Origin of the sequence: Kitasatospora sp. NPDC058063, assembly GCF_042885395.1 — a bacterium.
In the GTDB taxonomy this organism is placed as follows: Bacteria; Actinomycetota; Actinomycetes; order Streptomycetales; family Streptomycetaceae; genus Kitasatospora; species Kitasatospora lactacystinica.
In genome coordinates, this window is record NZ_JBHVSD010000009.1 from 21,916 (window position 1) to 47,620 (window position 25,705).

General features: G+C 73.3%; 27 protein-coding genes. 10 read left to right on the forward strand and 17 right to left on the reverse strand.

From position 1 onward, the window contains the following. The first annotated feature begins 217 nt into the window (after positions 1-217). The 6 genes from ACFVUY_RS17275 (at position 218) to ACFVUY_RS17300 (ending at position 6,228) form a co-directional block, all read left to right on the forward strand. Positions 218-1,363 carry an MBL fold metallo-hydrolase gene (locus tag ACFVUY_RS17275; RefSeq protein WP_387730717.1) on the forward strand — a complete coding sequence of 382 codons (1,146 nt, stop codon included), beginning with the start codon at positions 218-220 and terminating at the stop codon, positions 1,361-1,363. A 214-nt stretch (positions 1,364-1,577) separates the two neighbouring features. Next, complete coding sequence (locus tag ACFVUY_RS17280; RefSeq protein ID WP_387731092.1) at positions 1,578-3,176, forward strand: TldD/PmbA family protein; 1,599 nt, start codon at positions 1,578-1,580, stop codon at positions 3,174-3,176. Beyond that, positions 3,176-4,573: a metallopeptidase TldD-related protein gene (locus ACFVUY_RS17285; RefSeq protein ID WP_387730720.1), complete on the forward strand. Its 1,398-nt coding sequence runs from the start codon at positions 3,176-3,178 to the stop codon at positions 4,571-4,573. Before ACFVUY_RS17280 ends, ACFVUY_RS17285 begins: the two co-directional genes overlap by 1 nt. A 31-nt stretch (positions 4,574-4,604) precedes the next feature. Further along, a complete protein-coding gene (locus ACFVUY_RS17290) occupies positions 4,605-5,153 on the forward strand; it encodes an RNA 2'-phosphotransferase (RefSeq protein ID WP_387731095.1) in 549 nt (182 codons plus the stop codon). 186 nt (positions 5,154-5,339) lie between these two features. Further along, positions 5,340-5,723, forward strand: coding sequence for a DUF3099 domain-containing protein (locus ACFVUY_RS17295; RefSeq protein ID WP_387685862.1), 384 nt, complete (start codon positions 5,340-5,342; stop codon positions 5,721-5,723). Between the two features lie 265 nt (positions 5,724-5,988). Then, complete coding sequence (locus ACFVUY_RS17300) at positions 5,989-6,228, forward strand: hypothetical protein (protein WP_387730722.1); 240 nt, start codon at positions 5,989-5,991, stop codon at positions 6,226-6,228. Between the two features lie 82 nt (positions 6,229-6,310). Here the strand turns inward: ACFVUY_RS17300 and moaA are convergent, their stop codons facing one another. From moaA to ACFVUY_RS17320, 4 genes are all read right to left on the reverse strand, one after another. After that, entirely contained in the window at positions 6,311-7,300 is a 990-nt protein-coding gene (gene moaA / locus ACFVUY_RS17305; RefSeq protein WP_359911515.1) for a GTP 3',8-cyclase MoaA, read from the reverse strand. A 75-nt stretch (positions 7,301-7,375) separates the two neighbouring features. Continuing rightward, positions 7,376-8,983, reverse strand: a complete 1,608-nt coding sequence (locus ACFVUY_RS17310; RefSeq protein WP_387730725.1) for a cation acetate symporter — start codon at positions 8,981-8,983, stop codon at positions 7,376-7,378. Further along, positions 8,980-9,336 carry a DUF485 domain-containing protein gene (locus tag ACFVUY_RS17315; RefSeq protein ID WP_359911500.1) on the reverse strand — a complete coding sequence of 119 codons (357 nt, stop codon included), beginning with the start codon at positions 9,334-9,336 and terminating at the stop codon, positions 8,980-8,982. Before ACFVUY_RS17315 ends, ACFVUY_RS17310 begins: the two co-directional genes overlap by 4 nt. Positions 9,337-9,684: 348 nt before the next feature. After that, a complete protein-coding gene (locus ACFVUY_RS17320) occupies positions 9,685-10,728 on the reverse strand; it encodes a zinc-dependent alcohol dehydrogenase family protein (protein ID WP_387685856.1) in 1,044 nt (347 codons plus the stop codon). A 125-nt stretch (positions 10,729-10,853) separates the two neighbouring features. Here ACFVUY_RS17320 and ACFVUY_RS17325 point away from each other — a divergent pair, with 125 nt between their 5' ends. Further along, the gene (locus ACFVUY_RS17325; RefSeq protein WP_387730728.1) at positions 10,854-11,849 is read left to right on the forward strand and encodes a DEDDh family exonuclease; all 996 of its coding nucleotides are present in this window, start codon (positions 10,854-10,856) and stop codon (positions 11,847-11,849) included. 31 nt (positions 11,850-11,880) lie between these two features. After that, positions 11,881-12,678: an SURF1 family protein gene (locus ACFVUY_RS17330; RefSeq protein WP_387730730.1), complete on the forward strand. Its 798-nt coding sequence runs from the start codon at positions 11,881-11,883 to the stop codon at positions 12,676-12,678. A gap of 46 nt (positions 12,679-12,724) precedes the next feature. Here the strand turns inward: ACFVUY_RS17330 and trxA are convergent, their stop codons facing one another. Together trxA and ACFVUY_RS17340 are read right to left on the reverse strand one after the other, a co-directional pair. After that, a complete protein-coding gene (trxA, locus tag ACFVUY_RS17335) occupies positions 12,725-13,054 on the reverse strand; it encodes a thioredoxin (RefSeq protein WP_359903302.1) in 330 nt (109 codons plus the stop codon). Between the two features lie 3 nt (positions 13,055-13,057). After that, complete coding sequence (locus tag ACFVUY_RS17340) at positions 13,058-13,465, reverse strand: MerR family transcriptional regulator (protein WP_387685906.1); 408 nt, start codon at positions 13,463-13,465, stop codon at positions 13,058-13,060. A gap of 105 nt (positions 13,466-13,570) precedes the next feature. On the opposite strand from ACFVUY_RS17340, the gene ACFVUY_RS17345 reads away from it, so the two are divergent. Then, on the forward strand, positions 13,571-14,332 hold the full coding sequence (locus tag ACFVUY_RS17345) for an SDR family oxidoreductase (RefSeq protein WP_387685850.1): 762 nt from the start codon (positions 13,571-13,573) through the stop codon (positions 14,330-14,332). Between the two features lie 43 nt (positions 14,333-14,375). Here ACFVUY_RS17345 and ACFVUY_RS17350 read toward each other — a convergent pair whose 3' ends face one another. The 9 genes from ACFVUY_RS17350 to ACFVUY_RS17390 form a co-directional block, all read right to left on the reverse strand. Next, positions 14,376-15,032, reverse strand: a complete 657-nt coding sequence (locus tag ACFVUY_RS17350; RefSeq protein WP_387730733.1) for an alkaline shock response membrane anchor protein AmaP — start codon at positions 15,030-15,032, stop codon at positions 14,376-14,378. Then, on the reverse strand, positions 15,029-15,730 hold the full coding sequence (locus ACFVUY_RS17355; RefSeq protein ID WP_387730735.1) for a DUF6286 domain-containing protein: 702 nt from the start codon (positions 15,728-15,730) through the stop codon (positions 15,029-15,031). The genes ACFVUY_RS17350 and ACFVUY_RS17355 overlap by 4 nt, the downstream gene beginning before the upstream one ends. Next, entirely contained in the window at positions 15,727-16,044 is a 318-nt protein-coding gene (locus tag ACFVUY_RS17360; RefSeq protein WP_380545310.1) for a hypothetical protein, read from the reverse strand. The genes ACFVUY_RS17355 and ACFVUY_RS17360 overlap by 4 nt, the downstream gene beginning before the upstream one ends. A gap of 119 nt (positions 16,045-16,163) precedes the next feature. Beyond that, positions 16,164-16,355, reverse strand: coding sequence for a hypothetical protein (locus ACFVUY_RS17365; RefSeq protein WP_359903317.1), 192 nt, complete (start codon positions 16,353-16,355; stop codon positions 16,164-16,166). Positions 16,356-16,419: 64 nt separating this feature from the next. Beyond that, positions 16,420-16,908, reverse strand: a complete 489-nt coding sequence (locus tag ACFVUY_RS17370) for an Asp23/Gls24 family envelope stress response protein (RefSeq protein ID WP_387731097.1) — start codon at positions 16,906-16,908, stop codon at positions 16,420-16,422. Positions 16,909-17,190: 282 nt separating this feature from the next. Continuing rightward, a complete protein-coding gene (locus tag ACFVUY_RS17375; RefSeq protein ID WP_387685842.1) occupies positions 17,191-17,997 on the reverse strand; it encodes an enoyl-CoA hydratase/isomerase family protein in 807 nt (268 codons plus the stop codon). A gap of 331 nt (positions 17,998-18,328) precedes the next feature. Next, a complete protein-coding gene (locus ACFVUY_RS17380; RefSeq protein WP_030059940.1) occupies positions 18,329-18,562 on the reverse strand; it encodes a helix-turn-helix domain-containing protein in 234 nt (77 codons plus the stop codon). A 327-nt stretch (positions 18,563-18,889) separates the two neighbouring features. Next, entirely contained in the window at positions 18,890-20,488 is a 1,599-nt protein-coding gene (locus ACFVUY_RS17385) for an ABC-F family ATP-binding cassette domain-containing protein (protein ID WP_387685840.1), read from the reverse strand. A gap of 257 nt (positions 20,489-20,745) precedes the next feature. Then, positions 20,746-21,786 carry a hypothetical protein gene (locus ACFVUY_RS17390; protein WP_387730737.1) on the reverse strand — a complete coding sequence of 347 codons (1,041 nt, stop codon included), beginning with the start codon at positions 21,784-21,786 and terminating at the stop codon, positions 20,746-20,748. A 369-nt stretch (positions 21,787-22,155) separates the two neighbouring features. Here ACFVUY_RS17390 and ACFVUY_RS17395 point away from each other — a divergent pair, with 369 nt between their 5' ends. Beyond that, complete coding sequence (locus ACFVUY_RS17395) at positions 22,156-23,397, forward strand: glycoside hydrolase family 26 protein (RefSeq protein ID WP_387730739.1); 1,242 nt, start codon at positions 22,156-22,158, stop codon at positions 23,395-23,397. Positions 23,398-23,401: 4 nt separating this feature from the next. On the opposite strand, the gene ACFVUY_RS17400 is transcribed toward ACFVUY_RS17395, so the two are convergent. Together ACFVUY_RS17400 and ACFVUY_RS17405 are read right to left on the reverse strand one after the other, a co-directional pair. Continuing rightward, entirely contained in the window at positions 23,402-24,562 is a 1,161-nt protein-coding gene (locus tag ACFVUY_RS17400; protein WP_387730742.1) for a GNAT family N-acetyltransferase, read from the reverse strand. Continuing rightward, positions 24,559-25,668, reverse strand: coding sequence for a Wzz/FepE/Etk N-terminal domain-containing protein (locus ACFVUY_RS17405; RefSeq protein ID WP_387730745.1), 1,110 nt, complete (start codon positions 25,666-25,668; stop codon positions 24,559-24,561). The genes ACFVUY_RS17400 and ACFVUY_RS17405 overlap by 4 nt, the downstream gene beginning before the upstream one ends. Positions 25,669-25,705 lie beyond the last annotated feature (37 nt).

Sequence of the window (25,705 nt, forward strand, 5' to 3'; positions counted from 1 at the left end):
ACAGCGCCTCCCCGGCGGATCTGTCGCAATCCGACAATCCGTGCCCGCTCGTACCGTCCCGGCGGCGGACATCTCCCAGGCCCCGGCGCTGCCCGGATCGGGGCGACTGTACGGGAACAACACGGACGGGCGCACCCGTTGCCCCCGTGGTGCGGTCCGGCCCGGGAGCGGCCGTACCGATCCCCGACCATCCCGGCGAGCGACGAAGGCAGAGCGGATGACCATGGCACGGCCCGGGAGCACCCACCGACGCGGACGACTGCTGGCCCTCACCGCCCTGGCGGCCGGCCTGGGCACGGCCGCCTGGGCGCTGCGCGACCTGCCGGCCGCGTTCGGGCGACGGCCGGACGGCGAGCGCGAGGAACGGGTGCGCAACTCCCCGCAGTACCGTGACGGCGTCTTCCACAACGCGCCCTCCACCCTCGCCCGCACGGCCGGCGCCCCCGGCTTCGACGGCGCCGCCGCGCGCCGGATGCTGTTCGAGCGGGCCGGCCGCGTCCCCGCCCGTCCGGTGCCGACCGTCCGCCCCGTCTCCCCGCCCGGGCCGGCCGCCGAGGGCGTGGAGGTCACCTGGTACGGGCACGCCTCCGCGCTGGTGGAGATCGAGGGCTTCCGGGTGCTGCTCGACCCGATCTGGAGCGACCGCTGCTCCCCCGCCGCGCACGTCGGCCCCAAGCGCCTGCACCCGGTGCCGGTGGAGCTGGAGGAGCTGCCGCAGGTCGACGCGGTGCTGATCTCGCACGACCACTACGACCACCTGGACATGGCGACGGTCAAGCGCCTGGTGCGCAGCCAGTCCGCGCCCTTCGCGGTGCCGCTCGGCATCGGTGCCCACCTGCGCCGCTGGGGCGTCCCCGAGCACCGGATCATCGAACTGGACTGGGACGAGACCTGCACCCTGGGCGACCTGGTGCTCACCCTCACCGCGGCGCACCACTTCTCCGGCCGCGGGCTGACCCGCAACACCACCCTGTGGGGGTCCTGGGTGGTCGCCGGCCCGAACCGCAAGGTCTTCTACACCGGCGACTCCGGCTACTTCGAGGGCTACACCCGGATCGGCGCCCAGCACGGCCCGTTCGACGCCGCACTGGTCCAGATCGGCGCCTACGACGCCGCCTGGGCGGACATCCACATGACCCCCGAGGACGCCGTCCTCGCGCACCGGGACCTGGCCGCCGGCCTGCTGGTGCCCGTCCACTGGTGCACCTTCAACCTGGGCCTGCACCCGTGGGCGGAGCCGATCGAGCGACTGGTGAAGGCCGCCAAGGAGCAGGCCGTCCCGCTGGTCGTGCCGCGCCCCGGCGAGCGGGTCGACGTCGACAACCCGCCGGAGCTGAACGGCTGGTGGGAGACCGTCGGCTGACGGCTCGCGCGGGCGCGCCGGGAAGGCGGGCCGGGAGGGCGGACGGGCGCGCCGGGAGGGCGGGCCCCGGTGGCCGGACCGTCCCGGCCGAAACCGCGGCGCACCGGTGGAAATGCGCTGGCCGGAAACCCGGTGGGCGGGAAATGATGCGGTGCGGGCGCCCCTGTGGCGCCGCACCGCCACCCTCCGCGACCTGGGAGCACGATTGCCTCCGATCCCTCCGGCCGATCGCTCCGGCGCCCCGCACGGGCGCGCCGTCGACCCGCTGTTCCTCGCCCTGCCGCTGCGGCCGCTCGCGGACGCCGCCCTCGCCCGGGCCCGCGAACTGGGCGCGAGCCACGCCGACTTCCGCCTGGAGCGGATCCGCAGTGCCTCCTGGCGGCTGCGCGACGCGCGTCCGGCCGGCACCTCCGACGGCGTGCAGCTCGGTTTCGCCGTCCGGGTGGTGCTGGACGGCGCCTGGGGCTTCGCCGCCGGCGTCGACCTCACCCCCGACGCGGCGGCCCGGGTCGCCGAGCAGGCCGTCGCGGTGGCCCGGCTCTCCGGCGGGATCAGCCGGGCGGCCGGCTCCACCGAGCGGGTCGAGCTGGCCGACGAGCCGGTCCACCGGGACGTCACCTGGGTCTCCGCGTACGAGGTCAACCCCTTCGAGGTGCCGGACGCCGAGAAGACCGCCCTGCTCGCCGAGCGCAGCTCCCGGCTGCTGGCCGCCGAGGGCGTCTCGCACGTCCGGGCGGCCCTGCGGACCGTCCAGGAGAACAAGTTCTACGCGGACACCGCGGGCACGGTCACCACCCAGCAGCGGATCCGGGTGTACTCCGACCTGGAGGCCACCTCGGTCGACGAGCGCACCGGTGCCTTCGAGTCGATGCAGACCCTGGCCCCGCCGGTCGGCCGCGGCTACGAGTTCATCGTGGGGGCCCGGGGGTCGTCCCCCGACGGGCGCGGCCTCACCGGAGCCGGCACCGGCTGGGACTGGGACGCCGAGCTCGCCGAACTGCCGGTCCTGCTGGCCGAGAAGATGCGGGCCCCGAGCGTCCAGGCGGGCCGCTACGACCTGGTCATCGACCCGACGAACCTCTGGCTGACCATCCACGAGTCGATCGGCCACGCCACCGAGCTGGACCGCGCGCTCGGCTACGAGGCCGCCTACGCCGGCACCTCCTTCGCCACCTTCGACCAGCTCGGCTCGCTCAAGTACGGCTCCGAGCTGATGCACGTCACCGGCGACCGCACCGCCGAGCACGGGCTGTCCACCATCGGCTACGACGACGAGGGCGTGGCCACCCAGTCCTGGGACCTCGTCAAGGACGGCATCCTGGTCGGCTACCAGCTCGACCGCCGCATCGCCGAGCTGAAGGGCTTCGAGCGCTCCAACGGCTGCGCCTTCGCCGACTCCCCGGCGCACGTCCCGGTGCAGCGGATGGCCAACGTCTCGCTGCAGCCGGCCGCCGACGGCCCGGACACCGAGGGCCTGTTCGCCGGGGTGGAGAACGGCCTGTACATCGTGGGCGACCGCTCGTGGTCGATCGACCAGCAGAGGTACAACTTCCAGTTCACCGGGCAGCGCGCCTACGCCATCAAGAACGGCGAACTCGCTGGTCAGGTCAAGGACTTCGCCTACCAGGCCACCACCACCGACTTCTGGGGCTCGATGGCGGCGGTCGGCGGCCCGCAGACCTACTTCCTCGGTGGCGCCTTCAACTGCGGCAAGGCGCAGCCCGGTCAGATCGCGGCGGTCAGCCACGGCTGCCCGTCGGCGCTGTTCCGCAACGTCAACGTGCTCAACACCCAGCAGGAGGCGGGTCACTGATGACCGCGAAGCAGCCCCACGAACTCGTCGAGCTGGCGCTCGGCTTCTCCCGCGCCGACGGCTGCGTGGTAATCGCCGACGAGGAGTCCACCGCCAATCTGCGCTGGGCGGGCAACGCGCTGACCACCAACGGCGTCACCCGCGGCCGCCGCCTCACCGTGATCGCCACCGTGGCCGGCGCCGAGGGCACCGCCTCCGGCGTGGTCTCCCGCGAGGCCGTCACCGAGCAGGAGGTGGAGGAACTGGTGCGGGCCGCCGAGGAGGCCGCCCGCGCAGCCGGACCGGCCGAGGACGCCCAGCCGCTGATCGCCGACCGGCCGTCCTCGCCGGACTTCACCGAGCCGCCCGCGCTGACCTCCGTCGAGGTGTTCGACGCCTTCGGCCCGGCCCTCGGCGAGGCCTTCGCCCGCGCCGCCGCCCAGGGCGAACTGCTGTACGGCTTCGCCCGGCACGAGATGACCTCCAGCTACCTGGGCAGCTCCACCGGCCTGCGGCTGCGCCACGACCAGCCCACCGGCATGGTCGAGATCAACGCCAAGACCGCCGACCTGTCCAGCTCCGCCTGGGTGGGCGCGTCCACCCGGGACTTCGCCGACATCGACGTCGCCGCCCTGCACACCGAGCTGACCAGGCGGCTCGGCTGGGGCGCCCGCAAGGTGGACCTGCCGGCCGGGCGGTACGAGGCGCTGCTGCCGCCCTCGGCCGTGGCCGACCTGCTGATCGTCCTCAACTGGTCCTCCGGCGGCCGGGACGCCCAGGAGGGCCTGACGGTCTTCTCCAAGCCCGGCGGTGGCACCCGGATCGGCGACAAGCTCAGCGGCCTGCCGCTGACGCTGCGCTCCGACCCGCACGAGCCCCACCTGGAGGCCGCGCCGTTCGTGCTCACCCACTCCACCGGCGGGGACTACTCGGTCTTCGACAACGGCCAGCCGGTCGCCGCCACCGAGTGGATCCGCGACGGCGTGCTGAACGACCTGATCACCAGCCGTCACGCGGCGGCACTCACCGGCCTGCCGCTGCGCCCGGCGATCGACAACCTCGTCCTGGAGACGGCCGACCAGGAGTCGGCGCCGACCCTGGACGAGATGATCGCCCGCACCGAGCGCGGCCTGCTGCTCACCTGCCTCTGGTACATCCGCGAGGTGGACCCGGCGACGCTGCTGCTCACCGGGCTCACCCGGGACGGCGTCTACCTGGTGGAGAACGGCGAGGTCGTCGGCGAGGTCAACAACTTCCGGTTCAACGAGTCCCCGGTGGACCTGCTGAACCGGATCACCGAGGTGGGCCGCACCGAACGCTGCCTGCCCCGCGAGTGGAGCGACAACGTCACCCGCACCGCGATGCCACCCGTGCGTGTCACGGATTTCAACATGAGTTCGGTCAGCCGGGCCTCCTAGCCGCTGACCAACGGGGGATACGAGAGACATGATGGACGAGAAGCGCATGGTCAGATCGAGCAAGATGCTGTCGCGCATCCTGCGGCACGAGCCCGGGCTGGTGGGGATCACGCTGGACGGGGCCGGCTGGGTCCGGGTCGACGAGCTGCTCGACGCGCTCGCCGCCCGGGGCAGGCCGCTCACGCGGGCCGAGCTGGACCACGTCGTGGCGAGCAACAACAAGCGCCGCTTCGGCTACTCGCCGGACGGTCTCTCGATCCGCGCCAATCAGGGCCACACGGTGGCGGTCGACCTCGGTCTGGCCGCCGCCGTACCACCGCCGGTGCTCTACCACGGCACCGCCGACCGGCACCTGGCGGCGATCTTCCGCGAGGGCCTGCGCCCGATGGCCCGCCAGGACGTCCATCTCTCGGCGGACACCGGGACGGCGACCGGGGTCGGCGCCCGGCACGGCCGTCCGGTGGTGCTGACCGTGAACGCGGCGGCGATGACGGCGGCCGGCCACGAGTTCCGGCTCAGCGAGAACGGTGTGTGGCTCACCGACGCCGTGCCCCCGCAGTACCTCTCCCGGCGCTCGTAGCCCGCCGGGCCGCGCCCCGCGCCGGCGCCCGCCACCGTTGGGCCTGTCCGCTCCGCCGGACAGGCCCTTCGCGTACCCGACCGGGTGGGTCCGGCCCACCCGGTCTCGTCGCCACCCGTGCCCGGGCGTACCGTGAGGAGGCCGCGCGGCCAGGCGCGCGGGTGCGCGACGAGGGCGGTAGGACACATGGGCAAGAGCGCCGACGACGGGCGGGTCTTCCGGATCACGGGGGCGCGCAGCAGCCTCACCGAGGACGTCCGGGGACGCCAGCGCCGCTACGTCATCTCGATGCTGGTCCGCACGGCCTGCGTGCTGCTCGCGGTGGTGCTGTGGGACGTCCAGCGGGTGCTGGCGTTCGCCGCCCTGGCGGGCGCCGTCCTGCTGCCGTACTTCGCGGTGCTGATCGCCAACGCGGGCCGGGAGCGGGCCCCGGGGCTGCCGAGCACCTTCGACTTCCCGCTCGACACCCCGTTGATGCTCGGCCCCGGTGGGACGGGTGGGGCTGGTGCGAAGGCTGGTACAGGAGAGGCAAAGGCCGTTCCCACCGATCCTTCACAGGACGTGGACTGACCGTCCGTTTCACGCCACTTCGCCCTCGTTCAGCTCGTCGAAAGCTCAAAAGAAGCTCAGATTAATCATGCAAGACCTCCCCATCCGAGGGTGGTGGCGTGACATACTGCGTACGCGCTCCGCATCCCCCGTCGGAGCGACGGACCGACGCCGGGCGGCTCCCCCCGTGGCTGCCCGGCGTCGCCATGCCCGGATCCGGTCGGCCCGAGCGGGCGTGACAGACTGGCGGTGCAGACGTCACCCGCCAATCGTTGAGGACGGCCCGATGGACACCCCGCAGACGCCGACCTGCTCCGCCAAGGGCTGCCGGGCGGACGCCGGCTGGGTGCTGGTGTGGAACAACCCCAAGCTGCACACCCCGGACCGCCGCAAGACCTGGCTCGCCTGCGACGAGCACCGCGAGCACCTCTCCCAGTTCCTCGGGGTGCGCGGCTTCCTCAAGGAGGTCGTCGCCTTCGCCGACTGGACCCCCGAGGCCGTCGAGAGTTCCGGCGGGGCCGCCTAGCAACCCGTCCGAGGGTTCCGGCGAGTCGATCCGGATGTACCGGTGAGTCGGTCCGGAAGCCGGTCGGCCGCCGAGGGGCCGCCTAGCCGCCGATCGCGGACATCGGCCGCTCGGGCTGGAGGAACTCCGGGTCGTCGATCCCGGCCCCGGCCTTCTTGCCCCACATCGCCGCCCGCCACAGCGCGGCGAGTTCGGCGTCGTCCGCGCCCGAGCGCAGCGCGGTGCGCAGGTCGGTCTCGCCGGTGGCGAACAGGCAGTTGCGCACCTGGCCGTCGGCGGTCAGCCGGGTGCGGTCGCAGGCCCGGCAGAACGGACGGGTGACCGAGGCGATCACGCCCACCCGGCCGGGGCCGCCGTCCACCAGCCAGCGCTCGGCGGGTGCCGCGCCCCGGCGCTCGGACGGCTCCGGGGTGAGCGCGAAGCGGGCCCGCAGCAGGTCGAGGATCTCCGTCGCGGTGACCATCGACGCGCGGTCCCAGCCGTGCTGGGCGTCCAGCGGCATCTGCTCGATGAAGCGCAGCTCGTAGCCCCGCTCCAGGCACCAGGCCAGCAGGTCGGCCGCCTCGTGGTCGTTGACCCCGCGCATCAGTACCGCGTTCAGCTTCACCGGCGCGAGCCCGGCGGCCTCGGCGGCGGCGAGCCCGTCCAGCACGTCCTGGTGGCGGTGGCGGCGGGTGAGGGTGTGGAAGACCTCGGGGTCGAGAGTGTCGAGCGAGACGTTGACCCGGTCGAGGCCGGCCTCGCGCAGCGCCGTCGCGGTGCGGGCCAGCCCGATGCCGTTGGTGGTCAGTGAGAGTTCCGGGCGCGGTTCCAGCTCCGAGCAGGCGGCGACGACGGCGACCAGCCCGGGGCGCAGCAGCGGCTCGCCGCCGGTGAAGCGGACCTCGCGCACGCCCAGGTCGCGCACGGCGACGGTGACGAGTCGCACGATCTCCTCGTCGGTGAGCAGGTCCGGCTTGGCGAGCCACTGCAGGCCCTCCTCCGGCATGCAGTAGGTGCAGCGCAGGTTGCACCGGTCCGTGAGGGAGACCCGCAGGTCGACGGCCTGTCGTCCGAAGGTGTCGAGCAGCACGTGCGTCCTTCCCCGAGATGCGGCCGGCCCGGCCACCGTCACGGCGGGCCGGGCCAGCATAGTCACGCGGGACGATCAGTGGGCGCCCAGCCCGGTCAGCGAGCGCACCTCCAGTTCAGCGTACTTCGCCGGGTCGGACCGTTCCCTGGACAGCAGCGTGCCGAGCCAGCCGGCCAGGAAGCCGACCGGGATGGAGACCAGGCCGGGGTTCTCCAGCGGGAACCAGTGGAAGTCGGAGTGCGGGAAGAGCGAGGTCTTCGCGCCGGAGACCACCGGGGAGAAGACCACCAGCGTCACCGAGGTGATCAGTCCGGCGTAGACCGAGCTGACCGCGCCGACGGTGGTGAAGCGCTTCCAGAACAGCGAGTAGAGCAGGGTGGGCAGGTTCGCCGAGGCGGCGACCGCGAAGGCCAGGGCGACCAGGGCGGCGGTGTTGAGCTTGTCCGCGAAGAGGCTGAGCACGATCGCGACGGCCCCGATCGCGACCGCGGCCCACTTCGCCGAGCGCACCTCTTCCTTCTCGCTCGCCTTCCCGCGCCGGATCACGTTGGCGTAGAGGTCGTGCGCGAAGGAGGCCGAGGAGGCGAGCGTGAGCCCGGCGACCACGGCCAGGATGGTGGCGAAGGCGACCGCCGAGATCACCGCGAGCAGGATCGCGCCGCCGGTGGTCCCGGCGCCTCCGCCGAGCGCCTCGGCCAGCTGGGGCGCCGCGGTGTTGCCCGCCGCGTTCGCCGCCTTGATCGCCTTGGAGCCGACCAGCGCGGCGGCGCCGAAGCCGAGCGCCAGGGTCATCAGGTAGAAGACGCCGATGATGCCGATCGCCCAGAGCACCGACTTCCGGGCCGCCTTGGCGGTGGGCACGGTGTAGAAGCGGACCAGGATGTGCGGCAGGCCGGCGGTGCCGAGGACCAGCGCGATGCCCAGGCTGATGAAGTCGAGCTTGGCGGTGCCGCTGCCGTACTTCTGCCCCGGTTGGAGGAAGGCCTCGCCCTTGCCGCTCGCGCTCGCCGCCGCGCCGAGCAGTTCGGAGGGGTTGAAGTGGTACTTGGCCAGTACCAGGACGGTCATCAGCGCGGCGCCGGCGATCAGCAGTACCGCCTTGACGATCTGCACCCAGGTGGTGCCCTTCATTCCTCCGATCACCACATAGATGATCATCAGCGCGCCGACCCCGACGATGGTCCAGCGCTTGGCGGCGTTCCCCTCCGCGCCCAGCAGCAGCGCGACCAGGGTGCCGGCGCCGACCATCTGGGCGAGCAGGTAGAAGATCGACACCACGATGGTGGAGACGCCCGCCGCGGTGCGCACCGGGCGCTGGCGCATCCGGAACGCGAGGACGTCCGCCATCGTGAAGCGACCCGAGTTGCGCAGCGGTTCGGCGATCAGCAGCAGCGCGACCAGCCAGGCGACCAGGAAGCCGATCGAGTAGAGGAAGCCGTCGTAGCCGGTGAGCGCGATGGTCCCGGCGATGCCGAGGAAGGACGCGGCGGACATGTAGTCGCCGGAGATGGCCAGGCCGTTCTGGAAGCCGGTGAAGCCGCGGCCGCCGGCGTAGAAGTCGGAGGCGCTCCTGGTCTGCCGCCCGGCCCAGACGGTGATGCCGAGGGTGGCCAGGACGAAGACGCCGAACAGGGCCATCGTCAGACCGCGGTGCTCGGTGGCGGAGCTGGCGAGCAGAGTCATTCGGCGGGCTCCCGGGGTGCGTGGACGACGGCGCCGTGCGCCTCGCGGATCGCCGCGGCGGACGGGTCGATCCGCCGGTCCGCGTAGCGGGCGTACCAGGCGGCGATCGCGAAGGTGGTCACGAACTGCAGCAGCCCGAGCACCAGGGCCACGTTGACGTGCCCGAGGACCTTGGTGCGCATCAGTCCCGGCGCGTAGCAGGAGAGCAGGACGTAGAGCAGGTACCAGAGCACGAAACCGATGGTGACCGGGAAGGCGAAGCTCCGGAACGAGCGCCGCAGGGTTCGGAACTCCTCGCTGTCGTCGATGAGTTGGGCTTCCGTGGCGGCGGTGGTGAGCGGCGGCGAATCCACGCTGTCTCCTCACTCCTTCGGCGTATTTGTCACACGGGGGGAACGATCGAACGTGAGGGGCGTCACATGTCTGGCGCCGCGCAATGCTAGGAGCGTCCTGCCCGCCCCGGAAGGGGTTGACCGCGATCAGTCGAGCGTTCACCCCCTCGCACCATCCGATTGGCCGAAAAGCAGTCCATCTCAGCGACTTCGCCGCACCGGACCGACCTCGACCCCCGACCCCCGACCCCCCGGCCGCCGCCCGCGCCCTCCCCCGCGCCCTCCCCCGGGAAACGACACCGGTAACGACACCGGCCCGTGCCGCACCCCGAAGGGGCGGCACGGGCCGGGTGCCGGGAGGCCGAGGTCTCAGAACGCGATCCGCACCTTCAGGGCCGAGCGGTCGTCCATCGCGCGGTAGCCGTCCGGAACGCCGTCCAGGCCGACGGTGCGGTCGAAGACCAGGCCCGGCTCGATGGCGCCCGAGAGCACGTCCGGCAGCAGCTCGGGGATGTACGCGCGGGCCGGGGCGACGCCGCCGTTCAGCGAGACGTTTCGGCCGAACATCTGACCGATGTCGACGCCCGCGCTGCCGCCGTGCGGCACCCCGACGTAGCCCACCGCGCCGCCGTCCCGGGTGATCGAGATGGCCGTCCGCATCGACTCCTCGGTACCGACCGCCTCCAGCACCGCGTGCGCGCCCTGGCCGCCGGTCAGCTCCTTCACCGCCTCGACCGCGGCCTCGCCGCGCTCCGCCACCACGTCCGTCGCACCGAAGCGACGGGCCAGCTCGGTACGGGCCGCGTGCCGGCCCAGCGCGATGATCCGGCCCGCGCCCAGCCGGTGCGCCGCCAGCACCCCGCACAGGCCCACCGCGCCGTCGCCGACCACCGCGACCGTCGCACCCGGCCGCACCCGCGCGGAGACCGCCGCGTGGTGCCCGGTCGACATCACGTCGGACAGCGCCAGCAGCCCGGGCAGCAGCTTCGCATCACCCGCCGCCTCCTTCGGCAGCTTCACCAGAGTCCCGTCCGCGAACGGCACCCGCACCGCCTCGCCCTGGCCGCCGTCCGAACCGACCTGCCCCCAGAACCCGCCGTGCGGACAGGAGGTCTGCAGCCCTTCGAGACAGAAGTCACACGTCCCGTCCGACCAGACGAACGGCGCCACCACCAGGTCGCCCCTGGCGAAGCCGCGCACCTCGGCGCCGACCTCCTCGACCACGCCCAGGAACTCGTGCCCGATCCGCTGCCCGGCCACCCGCTGCGCCACGCCGCGGTAGGCCCACAGGTCGCTGCCGCAGATACAGGCGTTCACCACCCGGAGCACCACGTCCGTCGGATGCTGGATCACCGGGTCCGGGACCTCTTCGATCCGGATGTCGTTGGGGCCGTGAATCACGGTGGCACGCATGCGCTGTTCCTTAGCTGAAAGATCTCGACCAGGTGTACGACACCCCCGTCGACCACTCTATTCCGGCCGGTCGGTCGCAACATTCCGGCCGGAGCCCCCCGCCCCGCCCCTTATCCTGTTGGACCATGCAACCGATCCAGCCCGAGACCTACGGAGTGCCGCGGACCGCGCCGGTCCCCGCGCAGCGCTCCGCCGTCCCCACCGGGGGGTTCGCGGTCGTCGACGTCGAGACCACCGGTCTCGGCCGCTCGGACCGCGTCATCTCGGCGGGCGTCTACCAGCTGGACGCGGACGGCGACGTCGTCGACCACTGGTACACCCTGGTCAACCCCCAGCGGGACCCGGGCCCGGTCTGGATCCACGGCCTCACCGCCGAGCTGCTCGCCACCGCCCCGACCTTCCCGCAGATCGCCGACGAGTTCGCCACCCGTCTGCAGGACCGCGTCCTGGTCGCGCACAACGCGCTCTTCGACTGGAACATGATCTCCCGCGAGTTCTCCCGGGCCGGCCTGCGCGCCCCGGTCGAGCAGCGGCTGTGCACCATGGTCCTCTCCCGCGACCTGCGCCTGCCGCTGCCCAACGGCAAGCTGTCCTCGCTCGCCGCCCACTTCGGCGTCCAGCAGCGCCACGCCCACAACGCCCTGGACGACGCCCGGGTGCTCGCCGAGGCCTTCCGCCCCAGCCTGCGCCTCGCCCGCGACGGCGGCGTGCCGCTGCCGCTCCAGAACTGCGTCGCGGTCACCGACCTCGGCGAGGAGGAGCCGGCCGCCCCGGGCCGCAGCACCTGGACCGGCGCCACGTACCGCCAGGCCAAGAAGCGCCCGCCCTGCCCGTACCCCAACCCGGGGCGCTGGGAGGACGGCAAGCCCCTGGTGCAGGGCATGCGGGTGGCCGTCACCGGCGACACCGCCACCGACCGCGAGGTCCTGGAGGACCGCGCGGTCGAGGCCGGCCTGCACATCGCCACCTCGGTGAGCCGCCTCACCAGCCTGCTGGTCACCAACGAGCCGGACAGCTGGAGCGGCAAGGCCCGCCGGGCCCGCGAGTTCGGCACCCCCGTCGTCGGCGAGGACGCCTTCCTCCAGCTGCTGCGCGAGGTCGCCCCGCACCCCGGTGCGTGAGCCGTTTGTGAGGTCGGCGTACCGTTCCCATGTGTACCGTTTTCTGCTGACCCGACAGTGGCTGATCACCATGCTGGTCGCGCTGCTGCTGATCCCCGCGACGATCAAGCTGGGCTTCTGGCAGCTGCACCGCCACGAGGCACGGGTGGCCCGGAACGAGCTGATCGGTCAGGCCCTCACCGCCGCGCCGGTCCCCTTCGACACCCTGTCGCCGGCCCCCGGCTTCGCGGTCCCCAAGGACCTCACCTGGCGCGCGGCGACGGCCACCGGACAGTACGACCCGGCACACGAGTTCGTGGTCCGCAAGCGGACCGACTCCAACGGCAGCATCGGCTACTTCGTGGTGACCCCGTTCCGGCTCGCCGACGGCAGGGGCACCGTCCTGGTCAACCGCGGCTGGGTCGCCTCCGGCGACGGCGCCACCGAGTACCCGCCTGTCCCGGCCGCCCCCACCGGCGAGGTCTCCCTCACCGGCCGCGTGCGCGCCGAGGAGACGTACGGCGCCAGCGGCATCAAGGACCGCACCGGCCTGCCCGACCGCCAGTTCAACCTGATCAACACCGACGAGCAGGCCAAGCGGACCGGCGCCCCGCTCCTCGGCGGCTACCTCGAACTCACCGGCACCACCCCCGCCCCGGCCGACCAGCCCCAGCTGATCCCCGAGCCCAACCACTCCGACATCGGCCCGCACATGGCCTACGCCATCCAGTGGTGGCTGTTCACCGCGATGATCCCGGTCGGCGTCTGGGTCCTCGCCCGCCGCGAGGCCAAGGACCGCGCCAAGCAGGCCGCCGAAGCCGAGGTCCCGCTCGACGCCGTCCCCGCCTAGAGCACGTCGCCCGCCTGGAGCACGTCGCCTGGCTGGAGCACGTCGCCTAGAGCACGTCGTCCAGCTCCCGCAGCAGCCGCGCCTTCGCCCGCGCCCCCACCACCGACCGCACCGGCTGCCCGCCCCGGAACACCATCAGCGTCGGCATCGACAGCACCCCGTACGCCGCCTGCGTCCGCGGATTGTGGTCCACGTCCACGCTCACCACCCGCAGCCGGTGCCCCTCCTCCCGCGCGATGTCCGCCAGCACCGGCGCCATCATCCGGCACGGCGGGCACCAGTCCGCCGTGAAGTCCACCAGCACCGGCCCCTCGGCCCCCAGCACCTCAGCGGCGAACGTCTCGTCCGTCACCGCCGGCACACCCGTGATCTCCACCGTCTACTCCTTCACCAGTTCGCAAACAGGCGGCTCCTGAACGGCGGCCAGCTCGTCCCGCGCCCTCACGGCCCGATCGAACTGCCCCGCCACCTGGGCCCGCACGTCCTGGAGCCGGGCGATGCACTCGTCCAGCTCCCCCAACTTCCGCCGGTACACCTCCAGGGAGGCCGGACAGGAGTCCCCCTCCGGGTGCCCCGCCCGCAGGCACTCCACGAACGGCCTGGTCTCCTCCAGCCCGAACCCGAAGTCCTGCAACATCCGGATCTCCCGCAGCAACCGCAGATCCGCCTCGTCGTACGCCCGGTACCCGTTGCCCGCCCGCCGGGCCGGCAACAACCCCAACTGCTCGTAGTACCGCAACGCCCGCGTGGTCGTCCCCGCCCGCTCCGCCAACTCCCCGATCCGCACGCCGAACCACTCCTCCCGCACTTCCGGCAACGACCGTAAACCTTCCCCTCGGCGTCAACGCCAGCCCCGAGCCGCCCCCACTCCCCGACCGGGCAAGATGTCCCCATGGATCTCGGACTGAAAGACAAGGCCTACATCGTCACCGGCGCCACCCGAGGCCTCGGCCTGGCCGGCGCCCGCGAACTCGCCGCCGACGGCGCCCGCGTGCTCATCAGCGGCCGCACCCGGCAAGCCGTCGACAACGCCGTCGCCGAACTCGAGACTCTCGGAACCGCCCGGGGCCTCGTCGCCGACAACGCCTCCCCCGACACCCCCGAGCGCCTCATCGCCGAGGCCCGGCACCACTTCGGTCGTCTCGACGGCATCCTGATCAGCGTCGGCGGCCCCCAGGCCGGCCCCGTCGAGACCACCCCCGAGGACGCGTGGCGCGACGCCTTCGAGTCCGTCTTCCTCGGTGCCCTCCGGCTCGCCCGCGCCACCGCCGCCGCGCTCACCGACGGCGGTGTGATCGCCTTCGTGCTCTCCAGCTCGGTCCGCCAGCCGATTCCCGGTCTGGGCATCTCCAACGGCCTGCGTCCGGGTCTCGCCATGGCCGCCAAGGCCCTCGCCGACGAGCTGGGCCCCCGCGGCATCCGCGTGCTCGGTCTGCTCCCGGCCCGGATCGACACCGACCGGGTCCGCGAGCTCGACGGCCTCGCCGCCGACCCCGACGCCGCCCGCGCCCAGGCCAGCGCCGCCATCCCGCTGGGCCGCTACGGCACCCCCGAGGAGTTCGGCAAGGTCGCCGCGTTCCTGCTCTCCCCCGCCGCCTCCTACCTGACCGGCGTCATGATCCCCGTCGACGGCGGCGCCCTCCGCACCCTCTGACTCCCGCCTCCACTCTCGATTGCTCGACCCGACCGTTCCTGGACTACTCCACCCGCGACTGGCTCCGCCCCCGCCGCCCCCGTCGGCCCCACCCGTGCCGCGGCTCGGCGGGGGCCGCCTGCAGGACCCTGATCCGCAGATCGGCCGGCAGCGCCGCCAGCCGCAGGCTCCCGCAGGCATCCGCCCGAGGCCCGTCCTCGAAGTGCTCCACCAGCGCGGCCGGATCCCCGCCCGGCCGCAGCCGCACCGCACCGCGCAGCCGCGGATGCCTCGGCGCCCGCACCAACCGCACCGCGGCCCGCTCGACCTGCGGCAGCACCACCGTCCGGTTTTCCAACGCCTCCTCCAGCGCCCGCGCACCGACCCGCAGTCGAAGCCCGCCCGCCCCCGGCGTCGGCACCTCGATGCTCGACAGCTCCGTGCGCCTCAGCTGCGCCACCAGGCACCACACCATCCCCGCCACCAGTACGGTCAGTCCGCCGATCACCGTCGGCCACCACCACGCCGACGCCACCCACTGCCCCCGCGAGCGCGCGCCGACCACCGGCTGGTCGGGCGAGGTGAGCGGCCACCAGTGCGGTGGATGCACGCCCAGCCTCCGGTACAGGTCGAGCCCGCCCGCCAGCACCAGCACCCCGACCCCCAGCAGCACCGCCCCCACCACCCCCAGCAGCACCCGGTTGACGACCGTCCGCCTCACCCCGCCACCCCCGCACCGCCGGCCGTCCCGGCCCCCGTACCGGCACCGAGGTCACCGGCACCCGGGTCCGACTCCCCGCCCGGTTCCTCCCCCACCACACGCGCGGTTCCCCGCGCCGCCCGCACGTCCAGCCGCATCGGCCGTCCCAGCCCCACCCGTCCCAGCTCGTCCCGCAACTGCCGCTGCACCAACGCCGGCTCCGCCGTCCCCGCCAACGAGATCCGGATCCGCCGCCGCCCGACCCGGATCCGCAGGTGGTCGATCCCGTCCAGTCCGGCCGCCCGGTCCGTCAGCAGGTGCCCGACCCCGGCCCGGTCGATCGCCGCGCTCGTCCCCCCGTACGGCCGCAGTACGAGCCAGCGCCGCAATCCGGGCGCGACGGCCAGCCACAGCAGCCACCCGCCGAGCAGGGTCGCCGCTCCGGCCCCCACCAGGACCGCCAGGTCGTCGAGGTGCCGCGTCGCCAGCTCGTCCGCGATCTGCGCCCGCCACCGCCGGGCCGGCTGCCCGAGCCGCACCGCGATCACGTCGTACAGCAGCGCCCCCGCCACCACCAGCACCGCCGTCGCCACCAATGCGGCCGCAGCCGTACGGGGCGCCCGCAGCCGTCCCACCTTGTCCGCCCGCAGCTCCGATGCCGCCCCCCGCACCTCCTCCGCCCCCTGCGCCCCCTCCGCCTCAGGGGCCTGCGCGCTCACGAAGCGCCCCCCGTCACCAACTTCTCGACCACGACGACCACTTCCGAGACCCTGACCCCGGTCAGCCCCGCCACCCGCTCGGCGATCCGCGCCCGCACCGCCCCGGCCAGCGTCGCAACGTCCGAGGGGAACGGCAGCTCAAGAGCCACCCGGACCCGCACCGTGCTCCCCGGTACGGTCACCGAGACGTGCGGCGGCGCCCCCTTCGCCCGCCCGGCGGGCCAGGCCTCGGCCAGCACCTCCCGGGCCGCCCGAGCCGCGATCCCGGCGTACACCCGGTCGGCGATCCGAAGCCGTCCCCGACGCCCCGGCACGGACCCGGCCCCCGAAGCCGACCCCGAAACAGAACCCGAACCCGAACCCGAACCGTGACCGGGCCCCGAGCCCGACCCGGAACGGGAGACCACGACCGGAACCGACACGGGGCCCGTCATCAGCGGCGCCGGTCCCGGCCGCGGAGCAGATCCCCGAGGTCGCCCAGCTCGATGTCGCCCTCCAGCAGGCGTCCGATCACGAAGCCGACCAGCCCGAGCACGGCCACCAGCAGGAAGGCCGCGAACCCGCCGAAGTACCCGGCGAAGCCGAGGGCCATGCCCACCACCAGGCCGACGATGGCCAGGTTCATCCGCTACTCCCTCGTTTCCCGCTACTCCGTCGGGCCCGACGCCCCCGGCCTGCCGCCGAACTCGCTACTTGAGCTTCGGCCGCTGCCCGGTCGGCGCCACCGGTTCCTCTTCCTCCTCGAACTCCGGTTCGTCCGGGAGGTGGACGTCGTTGACCGCGATGTTGACCTCGACGACCTCCAGGCCGGTCATCCGTTCGACCGCGTTGACGATGTTCTCCCGGACCTGGCGGGCGAGTTCGGGAATGACCACGCCGTACTCGACCACCAGGGCGATGTCGATCGCGGTCTGCTTCTCGCCGACCTCGGCCTTGATGCCCCGCCCGACGCTGGGCTTGCCGCCGGGCACCCGGTCCCGCATCGCGCCGAAGGTACGGGCGAGGCCGGACCCGAGCGCGTGGATTCCGGCGACCTCGCGGGCCGCCATGCCGGCGATCTTCTCCACCACGCCGACGGCCAGCACGGTGCGGCCGCGCTCCCCCACCGGCTTGGCACCGCCGCCGGCACCCGGCGGACCGGGGGTCGGGGCGCTGCCACCACCGGTGTGCTTGTGCATGGTCGCGGGCGTCGGAGTGTCAGGCATGGGCGCTTCTCCCGTCGTACGGCACCAGCTATATCGCAAACCTCCCCAACTCTGGCATTTCGCCACGTTCCCCGCCCCCTGAGCGCCGGCAGCCCACCCCGGCGCCCGCCCCTGCGCGAGAGATTCCGTCCCCCCACACGGGAGGCTCAGCGGGAGACACACCCGGGAGACCCGCGCGAAAGACCCCGCACAGGAGAAAAGGGACCGGCCCCGGGGAAGTCCCCCGGGGCCGGTCCCTGCGCCGTCGCCGTGCGGTCAGTCGCCGATCCCGGCGAGCTCCCGCAGCCGGCGGGCCTGCGCCGCCCGTTCGGCCGAACGCTGCTCGTCGAAGGAGCGCCCGGCGGCCCCCTGCAGCAGGGCCTTGGTCTCGATCACGGCCCCGCGCGGAGCGGCCAGCAGGGCCGCCGCGAGGTCGCGGGCGGCCGCCTCCAGGTCCTCGCCCGACACGGCGAGGTTGGCCAGCCCGATCGCGGCGGCCTCCTCGGCGCCCACCCAGCGGCCGGTCGCGCAGATCTCCAGGGCCCGCGCGTAGCCGACGAGCTCGGTGAGCGGCTTGGTGCCGGCCAGGTCCGGAACGAGGCCCAGCGAGGTCTCCTTCATCGCGAACTGGACGTCCTCGGCGACCACCCGCAGGTCGCAGCCGAGGGCCAGCTGGAAGCCCGCGCCGACGGCGTGGCCCTGGACCGCCGCGATGGAGATCAGGTCCGGACGGCGCCACCAGGTGAAGGCCTCCTGGTACGAGGCGATGGCGTCGTCCAGCTCCCGGTCGGTGGAGGCGGCGAGCTGGAGGAAGGTGGGCTCGCCCGGGATGCCCTCGGGGGTGAACATGGCCCGGTCCAGCCCGGCGGAGAAGGAAACCCCCTCCGCGCGCAGCAGCACCACCCGGACGCTGCCGGGCAGCTCGCGGCCGGCGTCGGTGAGGGCGCGCCAGAGCGCGGGCGACTGGGCGTTGCGCCGCTTGGGTCGGCACAGGGTGACGACGGCGAGTTCGCCCTCGATCTCCAGGCGGACGCCGTCCCGCTCCCAGCTCGGGGCCTGCGGGTCGATGGCGGGAGCGGTCATGCGGGGACCTCCGGTGGCGAGGGACTTGGCTACCGGAGAGTAACAAAACTCGACGCGCCTGGGCAGGGCTCCGACCCGGAGAGATCGACGGGGCCTGCGGCACTCCACGACGCCCCGCGAGGCGCGAATGCGAGGCGAGGCTCGGCGCAGCTCGGCGAAGAGCGAAAGGGAAATGAACGGTATTGAAGAATGGGGGAAGGACCTCACCCCGGACATGACGATCGGCGGCCGGCTCGCACGGCTCGAGGGCGGACGCCCAGCTGACGGTCAGCTGTCGTCTCCTCGGCCGGCACCCTGCCGCCGCGTCATCCAGCCACTGGCTGACGAACCGTCAGGAACCGGCCCCGGCAGTCGCCTTGTTCTTGCCCCGCGTGGCACCGCCGCGGCCCCGGAGAATCACTCCGGACTCGCTCAGCATCCGGTGCACAAAGCCGTACGAACGACCGGTCTCCTCCGCGAGAGCGCGAATGCTCGCCCCGGAGTCGTACTTCTTCTTGAGATCGGCCGCGAGCTTCTCACGCGCGGCACCGGTCACCCGGCTGCCCTTTTTCAGAGTCTCGGCCACCCGTGCCTCCTCGTAGCGTTGCTCGGTCAGATTCCCATGATCACCCATCCATCGCGTCCTGGCCACCCATTCGACAAGGTCGATGTCGGAAATGCGTGGTCCTTCGGTGGTGATCCGAGCGCATCAGGGCGCTCACGCAGAGTGCACGCCCCCTGGCCGATCCGGCCGTTCGCCGAGAAAGAGCTGATCAGCAACGTCGGCCCGACCACGATCGAGTGGCGGGCCGACGGAAAGTCCTTGAACGGAATCCGGGTCTACTTCATTCCCGGACACGCCGAAAGGACTAGATATTCTCATCCGAAAAGCGGATCTCGCGTCTACTTCTGGTCAGGCCAAGGAGACCAGATCGGCGTAGGACGGGTTCCAGAGGTCCTCCACGCCGTCCGGCAGCAGGATGATCCGCTCCGGGTCGAGCGCCTCGACCGCACCCTCGTCGTGGGTGACCAGCACGACCGCGCCGGAGAACTCGCGCAGCGCGCCCAGGATCTCCTCGCGGCTGGCCGGGTCGAGGTTGTTGGTGGGCTCGTCGAGCAGCAGCACGTTGGCGGAGGAGACCACCAGGGTGGCCAGCGCCAGACGGGTCTTCTCGCCGCCGGAGAGCACCCCGGCCGGCTTGTCGACGTCGTCGCCGGAGAACAGGAAGGAACCGAGGATCTTGCGGATCTGCACCAGGTCGGTGTCGGGCGCGGCCGAGCGCATGTTCTCCAGCACGCTGCGGTCCGGGTCGAGCGTCTCGTGCTCCTGGGCGTAGTAGCCGATCTTCAGGCCGTGGCCCGGGATCACCTCGCCGGTGTCCGGCTGCTCCACCCCGGCCAGCATCCGCAGCAGGGTGGTCTTGCCGGCGCCGTTGAAGCCCAGCACGACGACCCGGGAACCGCGGTCGATCGCCAGGTCGACGTCGGTGAAGATCTCCAGCGAGCCGTAGGACTTGGACAGGCCACTGGCGGTCAGCGGGGTCTTGCCGCAGGGGGCCGGGTCCGGGAAGCGCAGCTTGGCGACCTTGTCGTTCACCCGGGCCTGCTCCAGACCGGAGAGCAGCTTGTCGGCGCGGCGGGCCATGTTCTGCGCGGCCACCGTCTTGGTCGCCTTGGCCCGCATCTTGTCGGCCTGGGCGTTGAGGGTCGCGGCCTTCTTCTCGGCGTTGGCCCGCTCGCGCTTGCGGCGCTTCTCGTCGTCCTCGCGCTGCTGCTGGTACTGCTTCCAGCCCATGTTGTAGACGTCGATGCAGGAGCGGTTGGCGTCCAGGTAGAAGACCTTGTTGACGACCGTCTCGACCAGGTCGACGTCGTGCGAAATGACGATGAAGCCGCCCTTGTAGGTCTTCAGGAAGTCCCGCAGCCAGACGATCGAGTCCGCGTCCAGGTGGTTGGTGGGCTCGTCGAGGAGCAGCACGTCGGAGTCCGAGAAGAGGATCCGGGCCAGCTCGACCCGGCGGCGCTGACCGCCGGAGAGGGTGTGCAGGGGCTGGCCGAGGATGCGGTCCGGCAGGCCCAGCGCGGCGGCGATGGTGGCGGCCTCGGCCTCGGCGGCGTACCCGCCCTTGGTGAGGAACTCGGTCTCCAGCCGGGCGTACTTCTTCATCGCGTTGTCCCGGGTGGCGCCCTTGCCGTTGGCCATCCGCTCCTCGTTCTCGCGCATCTTCTTCAGCACGGTGTCGAGGCCGCGGGCCGAGAGGATGCGGTCCTTGGCGAGGACCTCCAGGTCACCGGTGCGCGGGTCCTGCGGGAGGTAGCCGACCTCGCCCGAACGGGTGACGGTACCGGCGGCGGGCAGGCCCTCGCCCGCCAGCACCTTGGTGAGCGTGGTCTTGCCGGCGCCGTTGCGGCCGACCAGACCGATCCGGTCGCCGGCGGCGACCTTGAAGTTCGCGGACTCGATCAGGATCCGGGCACCGGCACGCAGTTCGAGGGCGTTGGCGGAAATCATGGCTGGGAGCTGCTCCTGGGACGTGGGCGGGCGGCCGGGCAGGACTGACCCGGGGCCGGGTTGGCGTGAGGGGGACTTCATCGGCGGTCGGCGCGGCCCTCCTGGCGCCGCCGCCCGCTATTGCCCGGAGAAAATAGCCATGGCGGCAAGTCTACCGGGCCCCGTGTCACCCTCGGAGGTGTACCGGCCCGGGGTATCCGGCGGCCTGCCGCCCGCCGGTTCCGGGGCCGAAGGCCGTCGTCCGCGGGTCGTCCCCGTTACTGCGGCTGCGCGCCCGACCGGTCCTCCGCGGGCGCCGGGATGTCCGGCGTGGTACCGGTGGCCGCCGGGGCGTCCGGCGCGGTACCGGTGGCCGCCGGGTCGCCCGCGGCCGGGTTCACCGACGGGTCCGCCGCGCAGCCGCCCTGCGGACGGACCGCCGCGAACGGCGCGTCCACGCTGCCGCAGGCCGTCTCGGGCGCGGCCGCCTTGGTGTCGAACACCTTGGGCGGGACGATCGGGCCGTCGGTGATCTCCACCCGGCTGCGGTCCAGCACCTTGACCGTGGCGGTCGGACCGGTGTTCATCGCCCAGCCGTTGCTGTCCAGCCGGTAGCCGGTGATGCCGCCGGAGACGGCCTGCCCGCTGCTGTTTGCGCAGGTGCGCGGGATGAGCACGGCGTAGTCGGTGTGGACGGCGCGCAGCGGGTCGTAGACGCAGCTGCCGGAGGGCTTGTCGTTGTAGCGCAGGTCGCCGTCGGCGTCGCGCAGGCCCATGGTCAGGTTCGGGGTGACCAGGGCCAGCCAGGGCGAGCCGTCCCGCTGGACGGTGTGCAGCGCGGCCGCGGCCCGCTGCTTGGCGAGCGCCTTGCGTTGGGCGTCGGTCCGCTTGTCGGCGCCGGGCTCGCCGTCGCCGTGCAGCCAGTCGGCCAGGCCCGGCACCGCGCGGTGCCAGCGCACCTCGTGGTCGCCGGGGCGCACCGAGGTGACCATGCCGTCGTCCCAGACCACGATCGCGTTGTCGCCGGCCATCGCCAGGTAGAGCGCCTCGGCGCCCTCGCGGCGGTAGGACCAGGCCTGCTCGCCGGTCCGCTTGTGGAAGGCCTCCAGGCCGGGGCCCACCCGCAGGTCGAGGTCGGCCGAGCTGAGCGACTCGGAGTTCACCGGTGTCGCCCCGGCGTCGCCCGGTCCCGCGACCCGGTCGCCGAACGGCACCGGCTTGTTCGCGTGCGCCGCCGCTCCGGCCGCAAGGACCAGCATCACCGCCGAGGCAGGCAGGATCGAGCGGGGGGTCAGTACACGCAGCGGCTTCCAGGACACCGCCGGAGCGTACCTTTCACCGGGCACGCGAGTCAGCCCGGTTCCGCCGTCGCCGTGTCCCGCCGGGCGTCCGCCGGGCCCCGCGCGCCCTTCCCGCACGTCCACCCGCCCACCTGCGCCGTCGGGGTTCCGGCCGCCGCGCCGGGCGTTGCGGAGCGGGCCGCGGTGGCCCGACAGGACCGTTACCAAGCTGATACATGACCGCGGGTCGCCGGTCTTTGCGGCAGACGGCGTTCGATCGGCGCCCACTTTAGGGTGACATTCGGCTTTTTCGTCCCCCTTCGGGCCTACTGTCGGCGAGCGGGGCGCCACGGTCCGTCCACGCCGAGACCGTGCGCCCCGCCCACGAGACGTCCGGAGGAGAGCACCATGCGAATCGGCCGCCTGACGCTGGCCGCCGCCACCCTGCTGCTGATGGCCACGGCCAGCGTCCCGGCCGGGACGCCGTTCAGCCAGACCGAACGGCACACCCTCTCCTCGGAGACCATCGAGCCCCGCGGCGCGGCTCCCCGCCCGCCGGTCCAGCGGCCGAACCACGAGCCGCCGTTCGGTGCCTTCGTCGGTTCCTGGGACGACTACATCCCGCAGATCGGCCGGTACGCGCAGTGGCTGGGCGACGCGAACATGCAGGTCGGCCACACCTATCTGGCGGGCAACAGCTGGAGCGACATCGAGGGCGAGCCGATGGTGCTCGGTCTGTGGTCGCAGTGGCGGCAGGCCGATCCGTCCCGGCTGCTGGTGCTCGGGGTGCCGATGCTGGTGCCCAGCGAGGCGAAGGTGCCGGACGGCGAGGTCGCCGACCTGCTGGCCCAGGGGGCGCGCGGGGACTTCGACGGGCACTTCCTCAAGCTCGCGCGCCGGCTGGTCGCGCTGGGCGGCGCGGACACCGTGCTCACGCTCGGCTGGGAGATGAACGGCACCACCTACACCCACCGCTGCAAGCCCGACCCGGCCGCGTGGAAGACGTACTGGCGGCGGATCGTCGGGGTGATGCGCTCGGTGCCCGGGCAGCGGTTCCGCTTCGACTTCGCCCCCAGCCGGGGCCTGGACGCCGTCCCGTGGACCAAGTGCTACCCCGGTGACGACGTGGTCGACATCATCGGCATGGACAACTACGACCAGCCGGCGGGCGGCACCTTCGACGACTACGTGCGCGAGCCGTACGGCCTCCAGGACCAGGTGGAGTTCGCCGCCAAGCGCGGCAAGCCGGTCTCGTACCCGGAGTGGGGGCTGTTCCGCAACGGCGACAACCCCGAGTTCGTGCAGCGGATGGTCGACTGGATCCGCACCCACGACACCGCCTACCAGACCGTCACCGACTACTGTCCGCACGGCTTCTTCCAGTGCGAGCGCAATCCACGCTCGGCGGCCACGTTCAAACAGCTGATGGCCGGTTCGAAGGGGGCGCCGGCGCCGGCGGACGCACCGGCCCCGACGGACGTGCCCCCGGCGCAGGGCCCGCCCAGCCCGCCGGACCCGCCCGCCGTGCCGGCCGCGCCCGCCGCGCCCGGGGGCGGCACCGCGCCGAGCAGGACGGCGAGCCCGTCGGCCCGTCCCGCGAAGGGCAAGTCGACGGGCCGGCCGACGGGCGCGCCGCACGCCCGGCACTGAGCGCTCAGCTGCGGCGGCGGGCCAGCAGCGCTTCCTTGAGCCGGGGGAAGCGGGTGCGCAGCTGGTGCGCCGCCGCCTGCCGGGCCCGCACCGCCCCGGCGCGGACGGCCGCCGCCGGCGCCGCCCCCGCCGGGCCGAGCAGCAGCCGGTGGTTGGACAGCTGGTCCGGACGCCAGCGCTGCTTGTACGGCTCCTGGCCGCGCAGCAGGCCGAGCAGCGGGACGCCCGCGCCGACCGTCTCGTCCAGCGCCGCGCTGAACAGCAGCCCGGCGATGTCCAGCCGCTCGCGCAGCACCGGGTGCGCCCCGTACATGTACAGGCCGCCGAAGGACGGGCAGAGCAGCAGCAGGTTCACCGCGACCAGCTGGCCGTCCAGGTGGAACTGGTGGACGGTGGCCCTGCCGGAGGCGACCAGTCCGGTGGTGGACTCGGTCAGGTGCCTGGCGAACCGCTCGGTGCGGTGCTCGGGCGTGACACCGCGCGCCTGCCACTGCTGGAAGTGCAGCCGCAGCAGCCCGTCCAGCGCCTGCGGCACCTCGGCCGCCGGGGTGGAGCGGACCGTCACCCCGGCCTCGGCGATCTTGCGGAGCTTCACCCGGCTGCGCTGGGCGGTCTTGCCGGGCACCCGCTTGAGCAGCCGGTCCATCGGGACGGCCGGCAGGTACTGGCAGAGCGAGTCCCGGTAGCGGCGGCGGCTGCCGCGCCAGTGCGCGTACACCCGCTGCACCGCCGCCTCGGGGTGCACCTCGCGCAGTTCCAGCCAGTGCCAGGGGCGGGTGAGCGGGAGCGCGGCAGCGAACTCGGCGGCGGCCCGGTCGGCGCACTCGTCGTCGAGCAGGACGTCGGTGTAGTCGACCAGTCCGCCGCCGAGGCCGGTCAGTCCGCCGAACGGTCCGCCGCGGCGCACGAAGGCGCCCGCGCCGACCAGCCGGCCGTCCCGGCGGACCAGCACCACGAGCAGGCTGCCGGGGCGGCCGTAGTGGCGCCACCAGGAGCGCTGCCAGTCGGCGGCCTGGAAGAAGGTGGCGGTCCGACAGCGGCCGGCCAGGTCGTCCCACTCCTCGGCGAGGAGGTCCAGGGCATCGTCCTCGCCGTGGAGCTCGGTGGTCCAGGTCGGCGCCGTCGCCTGGGCGGGCAGGCCGCTTCTGCGGGTCTCGGTGCTCATCGTGCGCTCCCGGCCGGCGCCTTGGCCTGGGTGGCGGGCCGGTCCTCGACGGCGGGGGCCTGCTCCTCGACGGCGGAGGGCTGGTCCTCCACCGCGGGGGTCCGGTCCTCGGCCGGGGGCTGCTCCGCCGCCGCTGGCCCGGCGCCGGGCTTCCTGGCGGGCTTCCCGACGGGCTTCTTCTCGGCCTTCGTGCTCCCCTTCTTCACGCCTTCGGCCTTCACGCTCCCGGCCGTCACGCTCTCGGCCTTCCCGTTCCCGGCCTTCACGCTCACGGTCTTCACGCTCCCGGCCTTCGCCCCTTCGACCTCGGCACCGGCCTCGGCGCCGGGCGCGGGCGCGGGGTCGCCACCGGACTCGGTCCTGGCCTTGGCCGGCTCCTCGCGGCGCGGGCGCGGCGTCGTCGGGACCGCCACCGGCGCGGAGGCGGCGGGGGCCTCCGATCCCTCCGATCCCTGTGCGGCCTGTGCGGCCTGTGCCGCCTGCGATGCCCGCGCTGCCCGCAGGACCCGCGGCATCTCAGGACTCCCGGCGGCCTCCGGCGTCCCCGCGCCGCCCCGGCGGCGGTTCATCATCACCAGGGCGCCCAGCAGCAGCCCGGCCGCGCCGCCGACCGCGACGTCCAGCTTCCCGGAGGGCGTGGTCGGCCTGTCCGGCGCGGCGGCCGGGGACAGCGTCACCAGCCGGACGTTGGTGTCCTTGCTGCTGGTGTTGGCGAAGGCGACCAGCGAGCGGGCCACCGCGTCGGCGGTCCGAGCGGCCTCCTGGGGGAGCCGCCCGGTGCCGGTGAGCTCGATCATCGGGGCGTCCGGCGAGGTCGTCCCGTGCACCAGGGACTCCAGCTCGGACCGGGTGTGGCCGGTCTCCGCGGCCGCGACCGCGAGCACCTGCGGCTGACCGGCCAGCCGGCCGTACGCCTGGGCGAAGTTGGTCGCGATCGCGGCTTCCCCGGGGTTCTGCGCGACCACGAGGACGTAGGCGTTGGCGGCGTACGACGGCGGCGAGACGACGGCGTACCCGGCGCCGGCCGCGGCGCCCAGCGGTACCGCCAGCACCACCGGCCACCAGCGGCGGACCAGGCGACGGGCGCTTCGGCGCGGTGTGGTCATGGGTCTTGCTCCTTGGGTCTGGTACGGCGGTTCCGGC